This window comes from Gilliamella sp. B3022, assembly GCF_028751545.1.
Taxonomy (GTDB): Bacteria; Pseudomonadota; Gammaproteobacteria; order Enterobacterales; family Orbaceae; genus Gilliamella.
On the sequence record NZ_CP071867.1, the window covers coordinates 573,333 to 592,559 of the forward strand.

13 protein-coding genes and 1 pseudogene are annotated in these 19,227 nt (G+C 35.3%); 12 read left to right on the plus strand and 2 right to left on the minus strand.

The window, feature by feature from the left end:
- The first annotated feature begins 5 nt into the window (after positions 1–5).
- The 10 genes from J4T76_RS02525 (at position 6) to J4T76_RS02575 (ending at position 14,009) form a co-directional block, all read left to right on the plus strand.
- Complete coding sequence (locus tag J4T76_RS02525) at positions 6–278, plus strand: STAS domain-containing protein (protein WP_267339555.1); 273 nt, start codon at positions 6–8, stop codon at positions 276–278.
- A 91-nt stretch (positions 279–369) separates the two neighbouring features.
- A complete protein-coding gene (locus J4T76_RS02530) occupies positions 370–627 on the plus strand; it encodes a BolA family protein (protein ID WP_267339556.1) in 258 nt (85 codons plus the stop codon).
- A 93-nt stretch (positions 628–720) separates the two neighbouring features.
- Complete coding sequence (gene prlC, locus J4T76_RS02535) at positions 721–2,748, plus strand: oligopeptidase A (protein WP_267339557.1); 2,028 nt, start codon at positions 721–723, stop codon at positions 2,746–2,748.
- A complete protein-coding gene (locus J4T76_RS02540; protein WP_267345182.1) occupies positions 2,735–3,466 on the plus strand; it encodes a class I SAM-dependent methyltransferase in 732 nt (243 codons plus the stop codon). The genes prlC and J4T76_RS02540 overlap by 14 nt, the downstream gene beginning before the upstream one ends.
- 20 nt (positions 3,467–3,486) lie before the next feature.
- Positions 3,487–4,176: a 16S rRNA pseudouridine(516) synthase RsuA gene (gene rsuA / locus J4T76_RS02545; protein ID WP_267339559.1), complete on the plus strand. Its 690-nt coding sequence runs from the start codon at positions 3,487–3,489 to the stop codon at positions 4,174–4,176.
- A gap of 227 nt (positions 4,177–4,403) precedes the next feature.
- Positions 4,404–5,573 carry a Bcr/CflA family multidrug efflux MFS transporter gene (locus J4T76_RS02550; RefSeq protein WP_443135236.1) on the plus strand — a complete coding sequence of 390 codons (1,170 nt, stop codon included), beginning with the start codon at positions 4,404–4,406 and terminating at the stop codon, positions 5,571–5,573.
- A gap of 626 nt (positions 5,574–6,199) precedes the next feature.
- Positions 6,200–9,163, plus strand: coding sequence for a DNA translocase FtsK 4TM domain-containing protein (locus tag J4T76_RS11815; RefSeq protein WP_416380593.1), 2,964 nt, complete (start codon positions 6,200–6,202; stop codon positions 9,161–9,163).
- A 110-nt stretch (positions 9,164–9,273) separates the two neighbouring features.
- On the plus strand, positions 9,274–10,161 hold the full coding sequence (gene citG, locus J4T76_RS02565) for a triphosphoribosyl-dephospho-CoA synthase CitG (RefSeq protein ID WP_267339561.1): 888 nt from the start codon (positions 9,274–9,276) through the stop codon (positions 10,159–10,161).
- A gap of 577 nt (positions 10,162–10,738) precedes the next feature.
- Positions 10,739–12,595 (plus strand): beta-glucoside-specific PTS transporter subunit IIABC, encoded by a 1,857-nt coding sequence (locus J4T76_RS02570; RefSeq protein WP_267339562.1) that lies wholly within the window; start codon positions 10,739–10,741, stop codon positions 12,593–12,595.
- Between the two features lie 10 nt (positions 12,596–12,605).
- On the plus strand, positions 12,606–14,009 hold the full coding sequence (locus tag J4T76_RS02575) for a glycoside hydrolase family 1 protein (protein ID WP_267339563.1): 1,404 nt from the start codon (positions 12,606–12,608) through the stop codon (positions 14,007–14,009).
- 352 nt (positions 14,010–14,361) lie between these two features.
- Here J4T76_RS02575 and J4T76_RS02580 read toward each other — a convergent pair whose 3' ends face one another.
- Together J4T76_RS02580 and J4T76_RS02585 are read right to left on the minus strand one after the other, a co-directional pair.
- Positions 14,362–15,072 (minus strand): response regulator, encoded by a 711-nt coding sequence (locus J4T76_RS02580; protein ID WP_267339564.1) that lies wholly within the window; start codon positions 15,070–15,072, stop codon positions 14,362–14,364.
- Between the two features lie 18 nt (positions 15,073–15,090).
- The gene (locus J4T76_RS02585) at positions 15,091–16,680 is read right to left on the minus strand and encodes an ATP-binding protein (RefSeq protein ID WP_267339565.1); all 1,590 of its coding nucleotides are present in this window, start codon (positions 16,678–16,680) and stop codon (positions 15,091–15,093) included.
- A 308-nt stretch (positions 16,681–16,988) separates the two neighbouring features.
- On the opposite strand from J4T76_RS02585, the pseudogene J4T76_RS02590 reads away from it, so the two are divergent.
- Positions 16,989–18,284 (plus strand): annotated as a pseudogene (locus J4T76_RS02590) (2-hydroxycarboxylate transporter family protein); the annotation flags it as partial.
- A gap of 93 nt (positions 18,285–18,377) precedes the next feature.
- On the plus strand, positions 18,378–19,223 hold the full coding sequence (locus tag J4T76_RS02595; protein ID WP_267339567.1) for a fumarylacetoacetate hydrolase family protein: 846 nt from the start codon (positions 18,378–18,380) through the stop codon (positions 19,221–19,223).
- The last annotated feature ends 4 nt before the right edge of the window (positions 19,224–19,227 follow it).

The following is a 19,227-nucleotide window of genomic DNA, read 5'->3' on the forward strand; positions in this document are numbered from 1 at the left end:
TTATAATGTCGCGAATCAAAACAGATAAACAACAAGATGTATTGTATTTACAGGGTGAACTCGATGTTCACGCTTTAAATGATTTATGGTCAGCGCAAAGCTCTATATTAAATGGTGTTAAATACATTGATTTAGGAGAGCTGAGCCGAGTTGATTCTTCAGGACTCGCGACTTTAGTCTATTTTTGTATTAAATATTGTGTAAAACTCAAAAGTATAAATCCACAATTACAAACATTAATCACTTTATATGATTTACAACATGTCATTGATGATTGATTTATTAGATTTTATACTGAAACACCCCCATAACCTGAAACTTTTTTACAAAAATAAACTCTATAGTTTAGAGTAATGATGAGAATAAATAATGGATAAACAAGAAATTATAAATAAATTAAAAGGTTCACTTGAACTTGACGATATTCATGTTATGACTGACGACGGAAGTCACTTTCAAGTTATTGCAGTTGGAAAATTATTTGCTGATCTTAGCCGAGTAAAAAAACAGCAAGCCATTTACGCTCCTTTAGCAGAATTTATTAATGATAATCGTATCCATGCGCTATCCATAAAAACGTATACACCTATTGAATGGCAACGTGAGCGCAAACTAATGGGATTATAAGGATCATTCTTATTAAACCTTGAATAAACGTTTTTTAGCCTCAATATTATTCTCTATTAATAGAAAATATCAATGTACATAAGGTATCGTAACATGACTAACCCATTATTAACAAACGCACCGTTACCCCTATTTTCAAAGATTAGGCCAGAACATGTTTTGCCAGCCATACAAGAAACATTAAAAAATAGCCGTCATACGATTGAAACAGTATTAAAACAAAACAACCACTATACTTGGGAAAATTTAATCCAACCAATTGATGAAATGGACGAAAAATTCAGTCGTGCTTGGTCGCCTGTTAGTCATTTAAACTCGGTCAAAAATAGCCCTGAATTACGCGAAGCTTATGAAGCGTGTTTACCACTACTCTCTCAATACAGCACTTGGGTTGGTCAACATAAACCTTTATATGAGGCATATAAACAACTTAAAGAAAGTGAACAATATGCCAAACTGACAAAAGCTCAGAAAAAAGTTATTAATAATGCCCTACGTGATTTTGAATTATCAGGCATTGGCTTACCCGATGAAAAACAGAAACGTTATGGTGAAATTGTTGCAAAACTATCCGAATTATCATCAACCTATAGCAATAATGTATTAGATGCAACTATGGGTTGGTCTAAATTAATCACGGATGTTAAAGCCTTGTCGGGGCTACCCGAAAGTGCCCTTGTAGCTGCCCAAGAGCAGGCTAAAGCTAAAGGTGAAGAAGGCTGGTTACTTACCTTAGACATTCCAAGCTATCTGCCCGTAATGACCTATTGCGATAACCGTGAACTACGCTTTGAACTCTATCAAGCTTATAATACCCGTGCATCAGACCAAGGTCCAAATGCTGGTAAGTGGGATAATACCCAAATCATCAAACAAATTTTAACGTTACGCGATGAGCTTGCACAATTATTAGGATTTAAGACCTATGCTGACCAATCACTTGCGACAAAAATGGCAAAATCCACCACGCAAGTAATCGAATTTCTGACTGATCTAGCCTCTAAAGCCAAACCACAAGGCGAAAAAGAACTTGCCGAACTTAAACGTTATGCTTATGAGTTTTTCGGTGCCAGTGATATACAACCATGGGATATAGCCTATTACAGCGAAAAACAAAAACAGCATCTTTACACCATCAATGATGAAGAGTTACGCCCGTACTTTCCAGAGCAACGCGTGATTAGTGGTCTATTTGAAGTTGTACATCGGCTCTTTGGTATTACTGCGAAAGAACGCCAAGATGTTGAGGTTTGGGATCCAGAAGTTAAATTCTATGATCTTTATACTGCTGATGGAGAACTTAAAGGTAGCTTCTATCTTGATTTATATGCACGCGAACATAAACGTGGTGGCGCCTGGATGGATGATTGCATCGGTCGAATGCATTTTGCTGACGGTCATATACAAAAACCTGTTGCTTATTTAACGTGTAATTTTAACCGACCGATTGGTAATAAACCTGCGTTATTCACTCATAACGAAGTCACTACCTTATTTCATGAATTTGGGCATGGCTTACACCACATGTTGACCGAAGTTGAAGTACCAGGCGTTGCCGGTATTAATGGTGTACCTTGGGATGCGGTGGAATTACCAAGTCAATTTTTAGAAAACTGGTGCTGGGAGCCCGATGCACTTTCGTTTATCTCAGGACATTATCAAACTGGTGAACCATTACCAAAAGAGATGTTAGATAAAATGTTGGATGCTAAAAACTATCAAGCGGCATTATTTATTTTACGCCAGTTAGAGTTTGGCTTATTTGACTTTACTTTACACAGTCAAAAAGATCCGGATATTTTAGAAACACTAAAAAAAGTCCGACAACAAGTAGCTGTAGTGCCCACTGTTGAATGGGGTCGGTTTCCACATGCTTTCAGTCATATCTTTGCTGGTGGTTACGCCGCTGGTTACTATAGCTATTTATGGGCAGAAGTATTGTCAGCTGATGCATTTTCACGATTTGAAGAAGAAGGTATCTTCAATACTAACACCGGCAATGCTTTTCTTGACAATATCTTGTCACAAGGTGGCAGCGATGAACCAATGACATTATTCAAAAATTTCCGGGGTCGCGAACCACAACTTGAGGCATTGCTTCGTCACTATGGAATTAAGTAATCCTGACACTGCTCAGCTCAAACGAATCGCTGAGCAGTGGTTATCCACACATACCGATCTGCCGTTCACTCTTGTAAATCAAAACAACCAACTCGAATTACAAAAAAACGACGAACCCAAATTAGGCTCAATATGCGTCAATTTTGTATCCGGTGCTATGGCTCATCGTCGTCAATTTGGTGGAGGACGAGGTGAAGCTATCGCTAAGGCTGTTGGCGTTAAAGGGGAGCATTTACCAATGGTTATCGATGCCACCGCTGGACTGGGCCGCGACGCATTTGTACTTGCCGCCATTGGTTGTCATGTCACTATGTTTGAACGACATCCTGTTGTTGCGGCACTATTACAAGACGGTCTACAGCGTGCTTATTTAGATGAAAATATTGGTTCTTGGTTACAGCAACATCTACATTTGATTTATCACTCAAGTATAGATGGATTAGGCACTCACACTCAAAAACCCGATGTGGTCTATCTTGATCCTATGTTCCCTCATCGAACCAAAAGTGCACTCGTCAAAAAAGAGATGCGCATTTTTCAGCAATTAGTGGGCAGCGATGAAGATGCAGACGGTTTACTTGAGCCAGCAAGGCTGTTAGCCAACAAACGTGTAGTGGTTAAACGCCCTAGCTATGCACCCTTTTTAGCTAACCAAAAACCAACAGCAGAAATTAAAACGAAGAATCATCGTTTTGATATTTATACCCCTTTAAAGTAATACAGGAAAATTCATAATTTATGCGATTAGATAAGTTTCTTGCTCATCATCTCGGTATCAGCCGAACGATTGTTAATAAAGAATTAAAAGCAAAAAAAGTCACTGTTGACGGTGCAATTATTAAATCAGGTGCTCATCAATTATCACCTAAACAAACTGTTGAATATGATGGCTTTAAGATTACACCCATTACCGAAAACCGCTATTTTATGTTAAATAAACCTAAAGGTTATGTTTGCTCAACCGATGATCCTGATCACCCAACGATTCTTTATTTTATTGATGAACCTATGCCAGAAAAACTTCATGCTGCTGGTAGATTGGATCTTGATACAACAGGATTGGTACTATTAACTGATGATGGTCAGTGGTCACATCGCATTACTTCGCCTAAGCATCATTGTGAAAAAATCTATCTGGTGACTGTTGAGCGCCCATTAAGTGCAGATCTCATCAAAGTTTTCAACAATGGTATTCAATTAAAAAGTGAGAAATCACTAACGAAACCAGCCAAATTAAATATTCTTGACGATTTCCATGCGGAGCTTACCATTAGCGAAGGACGATATCATCAAGTTAAACGTATGTTTGCAGCTGTAGACAATCATGTGGTTGAATTACACCGTAAACAAATAGGCAATATTAAGATTGATATTCCCGAGGGCGAATATCGCCCCCTCACTCAAGATGAAATTAATTCGTTTAACTAAAATTAAGATATTTAATCAAGTTAAATAATTTTTAGTAGGTTAAATCAATATTGAATATTTCAACATCTTTTACTAAATTGCAGGTATGGTTATCGTTTTTTAGACAACATATTCATCACTGTACAGGTTAGAACAGAAACAGGACTCAATCAGTGCAAGATCAACATTTACAGTTAGGAATCAACATTTCCAAAAAAAAACTGATTTTAATTCTTGGATTATTATCTATGTTAATGCCATTATCCATAGATATGTATCTACCAAGCATGCCAACCATTGCTCAAGATTTTAACGTAGCGGATGCGACAGTACAACTTACCATTAGTTGTTATTTATTAGGATTTTCTTTTGGACAACTCTTATTTGGTCCTATTACTGATAGCTACGGACGACGCTATGTTTTAATTGTGGGTCTGGTTATTTTCATAGTTGCAGCATTAAGTTGTGGTATTGCCGAAAATATCAATCGATTAATTACCTCTCGCTTTTTTCATGGCGTTGCTGCCGCCGCAACAACCATAGTAATTAATGCGTTAATGAAAGATATTTATCGGGATCGCGATGACTTTTCTAAAATGATGTCGTTTGTAATGCTAATATCCAATATCGCCCCTCTGCTTGCACCGATCATTGGTGGATTTATTCTCTATTGGTTTAATTGGCAAGCTAATTTTTACACTATTAGTTTAACTGCACTGTTAGGACTGGCTTTAGTTATCTTTTTTATTCCAGAAACATTATCAAAAACAAAACGCGCTAAATTCAGTTTCACCCGTATTTTGAGTAATTTCATTACGTTATTCCGTCATGGGCAAGTGTTGGCTTATATGATGATAGGAGCCTTTGCAGGCGCAGGTTTATTCTCATTTTTAAGTTTAGGACCCTTTGTTTATATGAACCTACATGGTGTTGCACCGACAAATTTTGGTTATTACTTTGCGCTTAATATTATTGTTATGGTATTTATGAATACACTAAACAGCCGTTTAGTTAAGCATGTGGGTTCATTTAAGATGATGCAGTTAGGTCTTTTTATCCAATTTGTAATGGCAATTGGACTGATGGTCGTGACACTATTTAATTTAGATTTCATCTATTTGATTATCTTTATTGCTGGATATATTGGCTGTATGTCAACCATAGGCGGAAATAGCATGGCAATTATTTTAGATTTTTACCCACATATCGCCGGAACAGCCTCTTCGCTTGCGGGCACAATTCGATTCGCAGTAGCGGGAGCTGTTGGTATATCATTATCATTACTGGTCTCAAATTTTACAACTGTAACAACAGTTTCAGACAACATTAGTGAATGGTTAATGACAGGTTCCATGATTTTATGCAATTTTCTTGCTGTCGGTCTCTTTTTAAAAATCAGAAATATCAAAATAAAATAACCATGATCTACCAATTAGGAGGAGATGGATATCCACAACTTCATGGACATTAATATATTATCAATACGCTGAATATTATTGGTTATGGAATTTGCAATCAATGAGTATTAATTAGGTTTAATACCCTCTAGCGAAAGTGATATTGCTTGATTTATCTTGGCAATATTTAACAATATTCAAAATAATTGTACAGTGCCTATTAATATCCATATTCTTGTATTGTGATTAAAAATATTACCGTTACTCACAACGGTATTCTACGCAATGGTCATATTGAGGATAATAGTTCAATCGGTATGATAAATACCCTCTTTAACAATACAAAATTGCGAAAATTGTTTCTTTAGACTAATCATAAGTGACGCATACGTTACCTAAAAAAGGGTTGAATTATGGAAAGTCACCCGCCAAATTCGTTCACAAACACACTAATGTTAATTTCGTCGTTCATAGACAAAATACTTAAAATACGGTACAAAACGGACAAAGATTTATCAAAAACCTATCATGGATGGATTAATACTAGTAAGAATAATGATGCTTTATGGTTTATTCACTCTGTGAGAGAATGCAATTTATGATAAAATGCTAACAATGTTAACTGTTGCAATTGTTTAGGTATGTACTTGAAAAAGTCAAAAACAACAAGAAAACAGATAATCACTCAATTCATTTTACTGGCAATTATAGGATTATCTGTTGGTCTATTTTTATCCCTATTTTCTTATAATCCATCTGATCCTGGATGGTCTCGTACTGCATGGCACTATCCAATCAGCAATTATTGTGGCTTTATTGGAGCCTATGTTTCAGATATTTTATTCCAATTCTTAGGTTTTATTGCTTTCACTATCCCATTTATCTCGATATTCTTTAGTTCACAACTGGTGATCTATTATTATCGTAACGCCAATGCACCTATCAATTATTTTAGTTTATCATTTCGCATAATTGGTATTTTAGCATTTATTTTTAGTAGTACCGGTTTTTTTGCCTTAAACATTCGTGATGCGGAACAATTTAACGCTGGAGGGTATTTAGGAGCAATTGTCATTGAAAGTCTTTTACCTGTAATGAATACTCTGACTATTTCATTAGTATTACTCATTACAAGCCTTGCCTGCATCACTTTATTAACTGGGTTATCTTGGTTTTACTTAATGGAAAAATTAGGTGCTTTGGTTATGTTACTCATTACGCCATTTTCAAAGTTGATTTTATCACGTAAAACTAACCCGATAATCAATACTCACCAACAGACAGACACAGAGCCATCAATTGTTGATAAAGAGCAAGAACCAAAATTCACTATGCCACTTGATTGCGATACAGTAAAAACTGAGATCGCCCCATCAACATCAATCATAGCCAGTGAAGAAAACATCAATGATGAAATCAATACAGATAAAGCAGAACAAAATATAGAATCAAACATACATAAAGATAATGAAGCATTCATCAAAACTGCGGAACAATTATTGCAAGAGCTTGAAAAAACAACGATGGATCAAAACGATTTATCGAATCAAGATACTCGTGATGAATCTAAAAAGAACATTGATTCTAATGATATTTTAGCTCGTATGGAAGTGATCTTAAAAAATATGAATGAGCGAAAAACCTCACCTGACACACAATCAGATAAATCTGAAGAGGTGAAAGCTTTGGAAGAAAACAAATATACCATTTCTGATGCACCGAGCAAACCTTTATTCACAGTAGGCTATGATTCCCATAAAACAGAACTGAACCAAGAGATTAAAATAAATCCATTTGAGCCTATCAGTGAAATCACACCACCAAAAACTGATTTTTCAACAATCATTGAGGTTGACAATGATCATGAAAAACCCAAAGAAGAAGTTGTTGAAAGACAACAACCCTATGATGTTGATATTGAGTCTTTGAAAAAAGTGAACCCTGTTATTGATGATATCTATCTTGATGAACAAGAGATAGAAGAAATACCTCAACATTCTACTGTTGAAGTAGAGCAGGTAAAAGAAGAAAAAGAGAAAAAAAATGACAATGAGAACGAGAAAGAAGAGGAAAGTTTAATTCACCCTCTATTAAGGCGTGACAATAAGCCTTTGCCAAAACCAACAACACCTTTACCATCGTTGAATTTACTGACAGCACCACCAACAACACGAATTGAAATCGATCATTCAGCGTTAAACGCAACGGCCAATCTTCTGGAAAAAAGTTTATCTGATTATCGAGTTAAAGCAAAAGTCGTTGACTATTTACCTGGACCTGTTATTACTCGCTTTGAAATTGAACTTGCACCAGGCATTAAAGCTGCACGCATTTCAACATTAGATCGTGATTTAGCCCGTTCATTATCCATGCCATCTGTACGTGTGGTAGAAGTGATTCCCGGCAAACCGTATGTAGGAATTGAATTACCAAATAAAAATCGCCAAACCGTCTATTTTAGAGATGTACTTGATAGCCCTCAATTTAGAAATGCACAATCACCGCTCACTGTTGTACTCGGTAAAGATATAGCAGGACAATCTGTAGTTGCAGATTTAGCCAAAATGCCTCATCTTCTTGTAGCAGGGACAACGGGATCAGGTAAATCGGTTGGTGTTAATGCGATGATCTTAAGCATTTTATATAAATCGAAACCTGAAGATGTAAGATTTATAATGATCGATCCAAAAATGCTTGAGTTATCCATTTATGAAGGCATTCCACACTTATTAACCCAAGTCGTTACGGATATGAAAGATGCCGCTAATGCACTGAATTGGTGTGTTAACGAAATGGAACGCCGTTATCGTCTTATGGCAGCTTTAGGCGTACGTAATATTGCAGGTTATAACGACAAAATTAAGCAAGCCGAAAATATGGGTAGACCGATTCCAGATCCCCTTTGGAAACCAACTGACAGTATGGATCTTGAAATGCCAACGCTGGAAAAACTGCCTTACATTGTCGTTATGGTCGATGAATTTGCTGATCTTATTATGGCTGTTGGCAAAAAAGTGGAAGAGTTAATCGCCAGACTAGCACAAAAAGCAAGAGCCGCAGGCATTCATCTTGTGTTAGCCACCCAGCGCCCATCGGTAGATGTGATCACTGGTTTAATCAAAGCGAACATTCCAACTCGTATTGCTTTTACGGTATCAAGTAAAATTGATTCGCGCACCATTTTAGATCAGATGGGTGCCGAATCGTTGCTCGGTATGGGCGATATGCTGTATTTAGCACCGAATAGTTCTATTCCAATTCGTGTTCACGGGGCGTTTGTCCGTGATGAAGAAGTACACGCAGTGGTACAAGATTGGAAAGCGCGCGGTACACCAAAATACATTGAAAACGTTACCGTCGCAACCGATGATGGTGAAAACGGAGGAGCGGATCTGTTTCAGGAAGAGCTTGATCCATTATTTGACCAAGTGGTAGCCTTTGTCGTTGAAACACGAAGAGCGTCTATATCTAGTGTACAACGAAAATTCCGTATTGGTTACAATAGAGCAGCCCGAATTGTGGAACAAATGGAAGTTGAAGGTATCATTAGTGCTCCTAGCCACAATGGAAATCGTGAAGTTCTTGCTGCATCACCACACAATAATTATTGATTTTGTAAATAAAACATCCGCCAACCCTTTGCTTGAATGAGTTGGCGATCTGAAAATATGGCATCACAAAAAAATGATTTTATATCATCGCCTATAGGTAACCATTGATAATGAGTGATTATTCACAGCAAATAGCACTATTAGAACATGAATTAAACAGTGATAACAATCAATCTGTACCCGCACAATTAGCGACAAAAGCATTAATAAAAGAGATCTGTTTATCGCCTAAACCTGGATTGGTTGATATGAATAACAACGGTGCACATCGTGATATGGACTTTCACACTTTTGTTCAAAGTATCAAAGCAATCTGCCCATGGTTTGAACATTTTTATCGTTATGGTCAAACATCTGCTTTGCAGAATAACCAACAATTTTTGGCAGGAATTAGACCGATTGGTATAGAGTGTGAGCAAGCAATGTACCAAGCGACGAATCAAGTCAACACACACAAAGGCGGTATTTTTGCTTTTGGGCTATTACTAGGTGCCATTGGCAAACTAGAACAACTAGGCTTAACAATCAATAAGCAAAATATTTGTCATGAAGTTTCAACCATTTGCCAAGGAATTGTTACCAACGAACTGAGACAAAATAACCAAACCACTTCAATAGGTGAAAAACTGTTTAAACTTCACAATCTGTCTGGAGCAAGAGGGGAAGCAGAATCAGGCTATGCAACGGTTCGTAACATCTCACTTCCTATCTATAAAACGATGAAAGATAGTGGTTACGATGAAGAAACCTGTTTACTGCAAGCAATGTTACATCTGCTTGCCTATAATCAAGATACTAATTTAGTGTCTAGAGGTGGCTTAGAAGGATTAACCTTTGCTCAACAAGAGGCGAAAAAACTCATTAAACTAGGTGGAATGACTCATGCCAATGTTTTTAAACTTTTAAATCAATTAGATGAAGAATTTATAAAACGCAACTTAAGTCCCGGTGGTACTGCTGATTTAATTGCTATTACTTGGTTTTTATCACAATATTAATTGAACAATGACAGCATTTTGGGCTAAATATCTGACTCTTTCTTAGCAGTACAAAAATATATTATGGGCATTTAGAGATATTTATCAATACTTTGATTTTATTGTTCTATTTGAATAATAGAAACAATAAAACATGGTACCCAAAATCGCTACAGTCGCTAGACTGCAATAAGCCGCCGTCATTGAATATAACAGACTAACATAAACATAACCTACCATGATTGGAAAACCGTCAATCCTAAAGCAAATATTATATGTGCCAAAAAAAGTACAAGACCAAAGTAATAAACACGACTTTTTGCACTGCTTCCATGAATTATAATTTTAATGCTTACGATCCTAGAAGTTAAAAATATAACGAAATAAAATAGTTAGCTTCAATTCAAATCAATCTTGTTTAACCTTTTAATCTGTGTTAGGTTGATGAAAGTTAACTCAATGGTAAAAAAGTATTATTAATAAAATTAATATGATCAACTATACATGATCATGATTGTTTCAATGTTAACAACAATTCTGGTCTGTTTGGTCTTTTTTCTACCAAAAATTAACCATTGTTAACATCAGGGAGAAAATAATGGATTATGAGAAAATTGCACAGCAAATATTACTGTTGGTTGGGAATAAGCAAAATATTATCAGTGTAAGCCATTGCTTGACTCGATTACGATTCCAATTAAACGATAATAATAAAGCGAATCATGAAAAATTATTACAAACGGAAGGCGTCATTTCAGTTGTAAAAAGTAATGGGCAATATCAGGTGGTAATGGGAAATAAAGTCAGTAAAATTTATGAGGCACTTTTACCACTTATAGGTGAAGAAATCTCAATAAAACAAGAACAACCCAAAGTATCAATTGGCATTAGAATACTCAATGCTTTTGCCGCCATTTTCACCCCAATTATTCCAGCAATAGCTGCATCGGGTATGCTAAAAGGTATCTTAGCAATTGCGGTTATTATTGCTAATTACTATTCAACGGACATTAAAACTTATAATACTTATATTATTTTACATGCAGCATCTGATGCTGTATTTTACTTTATGCCAATAATTCTAGGTTATACCGCAGCTAAAGTATTTAAAGCCCATCAATTCATCTCAATGATTATTGGCGCAACGCTATGTTATCCCACGATTGTGACGTTAATGACAAGTAAAAGTGAGGTCACCTTTTTTGCGATTGAACTGACTAAAGCCAACTATACATCCAGTGTCATTCCAATTATTATTACTGTTTTTATTTTAAGTTATGTACAAAAATTTTTAGAAAATATCATTCCTGAAGTCTTAAAAATAATCATGGTACCCACATTTTCACTACTCATCATGATCCCTACTACGTTACTTGTTTTCGGTCCAATTGGAATTTATATTGGTGAATTTATAAACTGGATCTATTACTACATCATGGGTTTTAGTCCTATCTTATTAGGTGCCTTTATTGGTGGCGTATGGTGTATTTTAGTGATATTTGGCGCTCACCGTGCGATTGTGCCAATTGGTATCAATGATGTAGCACAAACAGGAAGGCAAAATCTTCTTGCATTTGCAGGTGCGGCTAATTTTGCGCAAGCAGGTGCCGCTATTGGAGTATTTTTTAAAACTAAAAATAAAAATTTGAAAACAGTGGCTGCCTCAGCAACAGTTACTGCTCTGTTTGGCATTACTGAACCCGCTATTTATGGGGCGAACTTAAGATTAAAAAGACCGATGATCTGTGCCGTGATTTGTGGTGCAATCGCAGGTGGATTGATGGGTTGGGGAGGTGCTTATGGTAATGCTTTTGCTAACCAAGGGATATTAACAATACCTGTTTATGCACAAGCAGGTACAAAAGCTTTCTTATGTTATTTAATTGGTATTGGTTTTGCTTTTTTTGGTTCATGCATTATGACGATGATTGTTGGATTTAATGATATAGCAAATGAAGAAGCATCAAAGACAATTGAAACATCATCACAAACCCAATTAACATCGGATACCGCTATTGTGTCTCCTGTTGCTGGTGATGTGATTGCTTTAAATTGTGTTAAAGATGAAGCATTTGCCTCAGGAGCAATGGGAAAAGGAATCGCAGTTTATCCTAATATTGGTGAAATCATTGCACCAGAAGACTGCACTGTTACAGCGCTCTTCCCTACTTTACATGCTATGGGTCTAAAATTGGATAATGGTATTGAACTGCTAATTCATATTGGCATAGATACGGTTAACTTACAAGGTAAATACTTCCAGTCTTATGTCCACGCTGGTCAACATATTACTAAAGGAACCAAATTAGTTTCATTTGATATTGACAAAATAAAACCGGAATTTGATTTAACCACTTCAATTATTGTGGTTAATTCCGATCAATATAAAAATATAAAAGATTGTCAACAATCTCAAGTAAGTATTACAGACAATTTATTCGTTATTCAAGTTTAGAGGTTTAGATATGAAAGCTTTTGCAAAGGATTTCTGGTGGGGAGCATCTTCGTCAGCTTTTCAAATAGAAGGAGGATGGGATGAGGATGGAAAAGGAATGACCGTTGCTGATTATAATTCATTTCAACGCTCCGCCACACAAGCAGACAGTAAAGTTGCCAGTGATTTTTATCATCATGTCGAAAGTGATATTGCTTTATTTAAAGAATTAGGATTAAAAACCTATCGCTTTTCACTATCTTGGGCAAGAATTATTCCTGATGGCGAAGGTGAAATAAATCAAGCAGGAATTGATTTTTACAATCGAGTCATTAACGAATTACTTAAAAACAATATTGTACCTTTTATAACGCTTTATCACTTTGACTTACCTTTTGCCTTAGTTGATAAATACAATGGTTGGCAAGATCGTCGTTCAGTGAATGCATTTAGACGCTATGCTCAAGTGTGTTATAAAGCATTTGGCGATCGAGTCAAACACTGGCAGATTAATAATGAACAAAATCTGATGATTCGTGTAAATGAAAGAATGAATATGTATAACGTTGCACCACAAAATATTGAAAAAGTTCGTGCACAAATGGATTATCATATGTTTGTTGCACATGCAATGGCAACCAATGATTGTCATAAATTAATTTCTGACAGTAAAGTCGGTCCTGCGGTTTCATCCACGATGACTTATCCGGCAAGTAACAAACCCATGGATGTATGGGCTGCAAAAATGAACGATAATTTCAAAACTCATTATGCGCTTGAAATGTACTGTTTTGGTGATTATCCTGGCTATTATAAAAACTATCTAACCCGCTGTAGAATCTATCCTGATACTCATCCAGAAGATGCAGAAATATTAAAACAAGCAAAACCCGATTTTATTGCCGTAAATTATTATCGAACTTTAGTTGCCAGTTATTTACCTGAGGATGATGCGCATCCATTTGGCACGAAAGAAAAAGATATCGATTTTGACCTTTATGGTTATTTTAAAATCGAGAAAAACCCAAATTTAATCGCATCAACTTATGGTGCTCAAATTGACCCTATGGGACTACGTCTTGTACTAAATGAATATTATCGAAAATATCGTTTACCATTAATCATCACTGAGAATGGTTTAGGCACCCCAGATACGTTAACCGCTGACAATAAGATACATGATGATTATCGCATCGATTATTTAAAATCCCATATTTTAGCTTGTCATGATGCAATTGAGGATGGAGTTGAATTATTTGGATATTGTCCATGGTCAATAATTGATTTATTGAGTTCACATCAAGGTTTTAAAAAACGTTATGGCTTCGTTTATGTCGATCGGGATGACCATGATTTAAAAACGCTTAACCGAATTAAAAAAGATAGCTTTTATTGGTATCAGCAAGTGATCAAAGATAGTGGAATTAAAGAATAATGAAAAAAACATTTAGATGGGCTTTTAATAGCCCATCATAACTAATATTAAGTATTATCATTCATTTACTAAATAGGTCACTGTATGCGCTTCCATCGGTAATGGTGCTTATCGTATTATAAAACATTTGTGTTTTATTCATTTGGTAAGCTTATTTCATTATTTGCTATAATAATTATTTTGTTATAGACATACATTTACTTCTAATATTTGATACTCAATTGAAACTCTCCAACCGTTGGATTTATTCAATTTAGCATCAAATATTTAATGGCTAAAATAACGAATAAGCATATTTAAATCATCATAAACTATATAAAATCGGATCAACATATTAACTATGCACAAACCATTACTTTCCTAATCGTTTATAAAGTCTTTCAGGACGCCCTATTTTCCCGTGATTGAGTTCAACTACCAATAATTTAGTTTGGACACAATATTCTAAATATCGTCTGGCTGTAGTTTTACTAATATTTGCTTTTTCGACTATTTGATCTACCGTTTGTGGTTCGTCTATCTTCATAAATAGATCTTTAACTTTTTGTAAAGTAATCTCTTCAATCCCTTTAGAGTGACGATTGATATCAACAAAATCCTTAGTTTGCAAATTAAACAATTCATCAATACGCCTTTGATTGACATGTTTTTGTAAACTTTGACGGTATAAAAAAAGCTCAAAACGCTCAAGTGAATGTTTTAATCGTTGATAAGATACCGGTTTAATTAAATAATCAAAAGCACCAAAACGTATAGCTTTACTGCACGTATCCATATCACTTGCAGCAGTGATAAAAATAACATAACAGTCTAGTTGGTTATTAATAATATACTCAAATAATTCAATACCTTTACCATCGGGCAGATAATTATCTAGTAAAATTAATGTTGGTTTTAACTTTTCAACCATTATTTTAGCTTCATCTAAATTTGACGCAATCCCAACGACTTTTACTTTGGTATCCCTCTGAATAAATTCAGCGTTTAATTCTGCTAAAATAGGTTCATCTTCAACAATAAGAACTTTTATGGCCTCTTCTTTATATTCGTTAAGCTCACTCATGCATTTACCTCTTTTTTATTATTTAGGTATAAAAACTGAAAAAATTGTGCCATATGGTGTATTGTCTTCAAATGTAATATAACCATTAGCCTTTTTTATGTAGGTTGAAACAAGATGCAAACCGATACCATGCTCTTTAGCATCTTGAGAGGTTACGCCTGGTTCGAATATTGATTCTCGAATACTTGCATCTATACCACATCCTTGATCACTCACTTCTAATACAATTTCATCCGTTGCATCACTTAGATACAAATAAATCGTTTTATCACCCTGATTATTTTTCAAACACGCATTAAAAGCGTTATCAAGTAAATTACCTAGCACTGACATAAACTCGGTTTCAGTGATCAATACAGGTAATGCACTTAATTGACATGCAGGGTCAAAAATTAAATTCAAGCCAATTTCATGTGACTTTGAATATTTACCAATTAATAATCCACAAACCGCCGGTATTTTGAAATGTTCAGAAATAAAATCTAAACAGTTTTGATTATCCGCCGAATGTAAAGTAATAAAGGATTGCGCTTCTTCATAACGTTTCATATAAATGAGTCCCGATAAAGTCGCCATCCAATTAAGGTGTTCATGCCGTAAAGCCCGCAAATTATCAATATATTGAGTAACCTGAGTCAATTTCATACTTAATAAATTGATATCATCATAATTGCGAAAAGTGATCACCCAACCTTGAATTTGATCATCCACAATCACACGAATTCGATTAGCAATGACAATAATATTATTAAAGTAACAAATATAATCATGCACATCTTTTGTCTGATTTTCATTGCCGTAAAGAAAATCAGTTGATTTGATAACATTGCGTAAATCATGGTTAAGCAAATCTTGATCACTCGCAATGATGTCTAACATATTGCGAGCTGATTGATTAATATTGATAATTTTATAATTAAGATCAATGGCGATGATCCCTTCAAAAATAGATTCCATTATTGACTTTTGGCTTTTAACCAGTAAGGCAATCTCTTTAGGCTCTAAATTAAACATCTGTTTTTTAACTGCTTTTGAAAAAAAGAACGAAAAAACAAACAATGCAAAAAAGAGTAAGGAACAAAAAATGATGATGGGTATAAATTGGTTAATATGTAATACATATATATCATCAATCATATAACCAACAGATATAATCCCTATTATTTTACCTTGATCCATAATAGGAGCTTTACCTCGAAGTGCTAAACCTAACGAGCCTTCGCTAATAGTAACACTGCTCTTTCCTCTTAATACTTCCTTATTATCCCCACCAACCATTGGTGAATATAACTTATTATTTGAGGTATGATATAATCGATAAGCTTGTTCATCACCAATAACGATATAGCTGGCATCACTTTGTTCAAAAATATCATTAACTAAATTGGCTAACTCGACAGTATCTTTTTCTTTAACATATTTTATTAAACTTGGGATCACAGACAATTCTTTGGCTTGAATTTGTGCTTTTTCACCCAAACTTTTATATAATGTAGTCTTCGTTGCATTCCATATATAACTTTGTAAAAGTGCGAGCATTATTAAAGAAAAAAGCAAAAGGGACAGAAATAACTTTGTCGCAAAAGATAATTGTACTTTTTTTCGCATAATAACGCTCATATTAAAAATTTAGTATTGACTTTAAGTTTATCACAGCATTAAAAAACATATAGCCTTTAAAACCATAAAAACCACACTCAAAGTATGATTTAAATCACAAAATTAGGTTTAAAATTTTGCAACCATATGCGCCAATTTAGCAATTCAGATTTTTTGGAGAAAAATAAAATATGGCGGATCTTAATTCAATCGGGAAAACGCGGACTGAAAAAGAATCAGTATCGAGCTCTGATGAACAAAAACATGATAAATGTTCTCACAATGGGAATCAACAACTAACTGGATGGCCATACAATTGGTGGCGGCTTATGGACAATTATAAAATTGGTGTAATCCCGCTTCCATTATTTATAATTGCTGGTATTCTAATTTTTGCTGAAGTGTTAGTAACTGGTAAATTACCTAGCGAAATTGTTGTGATGGTGGTAACTTGTGCATTCTTTGGCTTCCTATGTGGTGAAATTGGTAAACGTTTACCAATCGTTGGGAAAATGGGAGCAGCAGCGATCTGTGCAACCTTCATTCCGTCGGCATTAGTATATTATGGTATTTTGCCAACTCCGGTTGTCGAAGCAACAACAAAATTCTACAAAGATACGCACATTTTGTATCTGTACATTTGTTGTATTATCGTTGGTAGTATTATGAATATGGATAAGAAAACGCTTATTCAAGGATTCTTAAAAATATTTGGACCAATGGTATGTGGTGAAATTGTTGGAATGTTAGTTGGTGTTGGTGTTGGTTATTTATTAGGTTTATCACCATTTGAAACATTCTTCTTCTTGGTATTACCTATTATGGCAGGTGGTGTTGGTGAAGGAGCTATTCCTCTTTCAATCGGATATGCATCAATATTAGGTATGGAACAAGGTGAGGCGCTTGGCCGTGTATTACCAATCGTTATGTTAGGTGGTTTAACGGGTATTATTTGTGGTGGTATTCTAAACCGTATTGGTAAAGCTTATCCACATTTAACTGGTAATGGACGATTATTACCGGCTTCAGAAGATGATGAATTAATGGGTGCTAAAAAATCAGCTAAAGCTGAACCTATTATCGATGTAACAACATTTGCTTCAGGTGTATTATTAGCAGCGATTCTTTATATGGTTGGTATGATTGGTCATAAAGTAACAGGTATTCCAGCTCCGGTAGGAATGTTATTTGCTGCAGTTTTTGTTAAGTTAGTATCAGGTGTTTCACCGAAAGTATTAAGTGGTTCACAAGTCGTTTACAAATTTTTCCAAACGTCTGTTACCTATCCAATTCTATTTGCGGTAGGTGTAGCAATCACTCCATGGGATAAAATCGTTGCTGCTTTCACTATTACAAATTTAATTGTTATTGTTTGTACTGTTGTTAGTTTAGTCACCACTGGTTTCTTTGTCGCTAAAAAATTAGGTATGTATCCGATAGATGCTGCTGTTATTTCATGTTGTCAAAGTGGTCAAGGCGGAACAGGTGACGTAGCAATCTTAACTGCCGCAGAACGTATGGAGTTAATGCCATTTGCTCAAATTGCAACCCGTATAGGTGGTGCAATAAATGTATCAGTGTCATTACTCATTCTCGGCAATTTCTTAGTTTAGATTAAAATTTTAAAGAGCAACCTTAGTTTATCTAAGGTTGTTCGTTTTTATTTATAGTTAAATTTAGCATAAAACAGCTTTTAAGGAGTTTTCATGAAGCTTGTCAGTTATCTTGTCTCTGATCGAGCAAGTTTTGGTCTTCTTACTCACAATGGTATTGTTGATTTAAAAGAAAAATTAGGTAATAAATATGCCGATTTAAAATCTCTACTTGCTGATCCAGAAGGACTCTCTGTCGCCAAAACTTATCTTGATGCACCAAGCGACATTGATGAACAAGACATTATTTATCTACCTGTTATCCCAAATCCAAACAAAATTTTATGTGTTGGTATGAATTATGCTGAAAAACGCGCGGAATTTAACGAAACTAGCTCAGCACCAACGTTATTCGTTCGTTTTCCTGATTCTCAAACAGGGCACAAAACTAATATTATCAAACCAGCTATCACTAACGAATTAGATTACGAAGGTGAATTAGCCATTATTATTGGTAAAGCAGGATTTCGTATTAAACCAGAAGAGGCATTATCACATGTAGCTGGCTACAGTTGCTATATGGATGGATCTATCCGTGATTGGCAATACACTTGGTTTACTGCCGGTAAAAACTGGCCAAGTACTGGTGCATTTGGTCCATGCATTACAACCAGTGATGAAATTCCTGATCCAAAAGTTTTATCTTTAACGACTTATCTAAATGGTCAGGAAATGCAGCACGATTCAATTAAAAATCTTGTGCACACCGTACCAGAACTTGTTTCTTACATCAGTACATTTACTCGTTTATCGCCTGGAGATGTCATCCTCACTGGTTCACCTGGTGGCGTAGGTAAAAAACGTAATCCTCCAGTATTTATGAAAGATGGTGATAAGATTGAAGTCGAAATTACAGGAATTGGTCGTTTAACCAATTACGTTGTAGCAGAAAGAGGGTAATTTT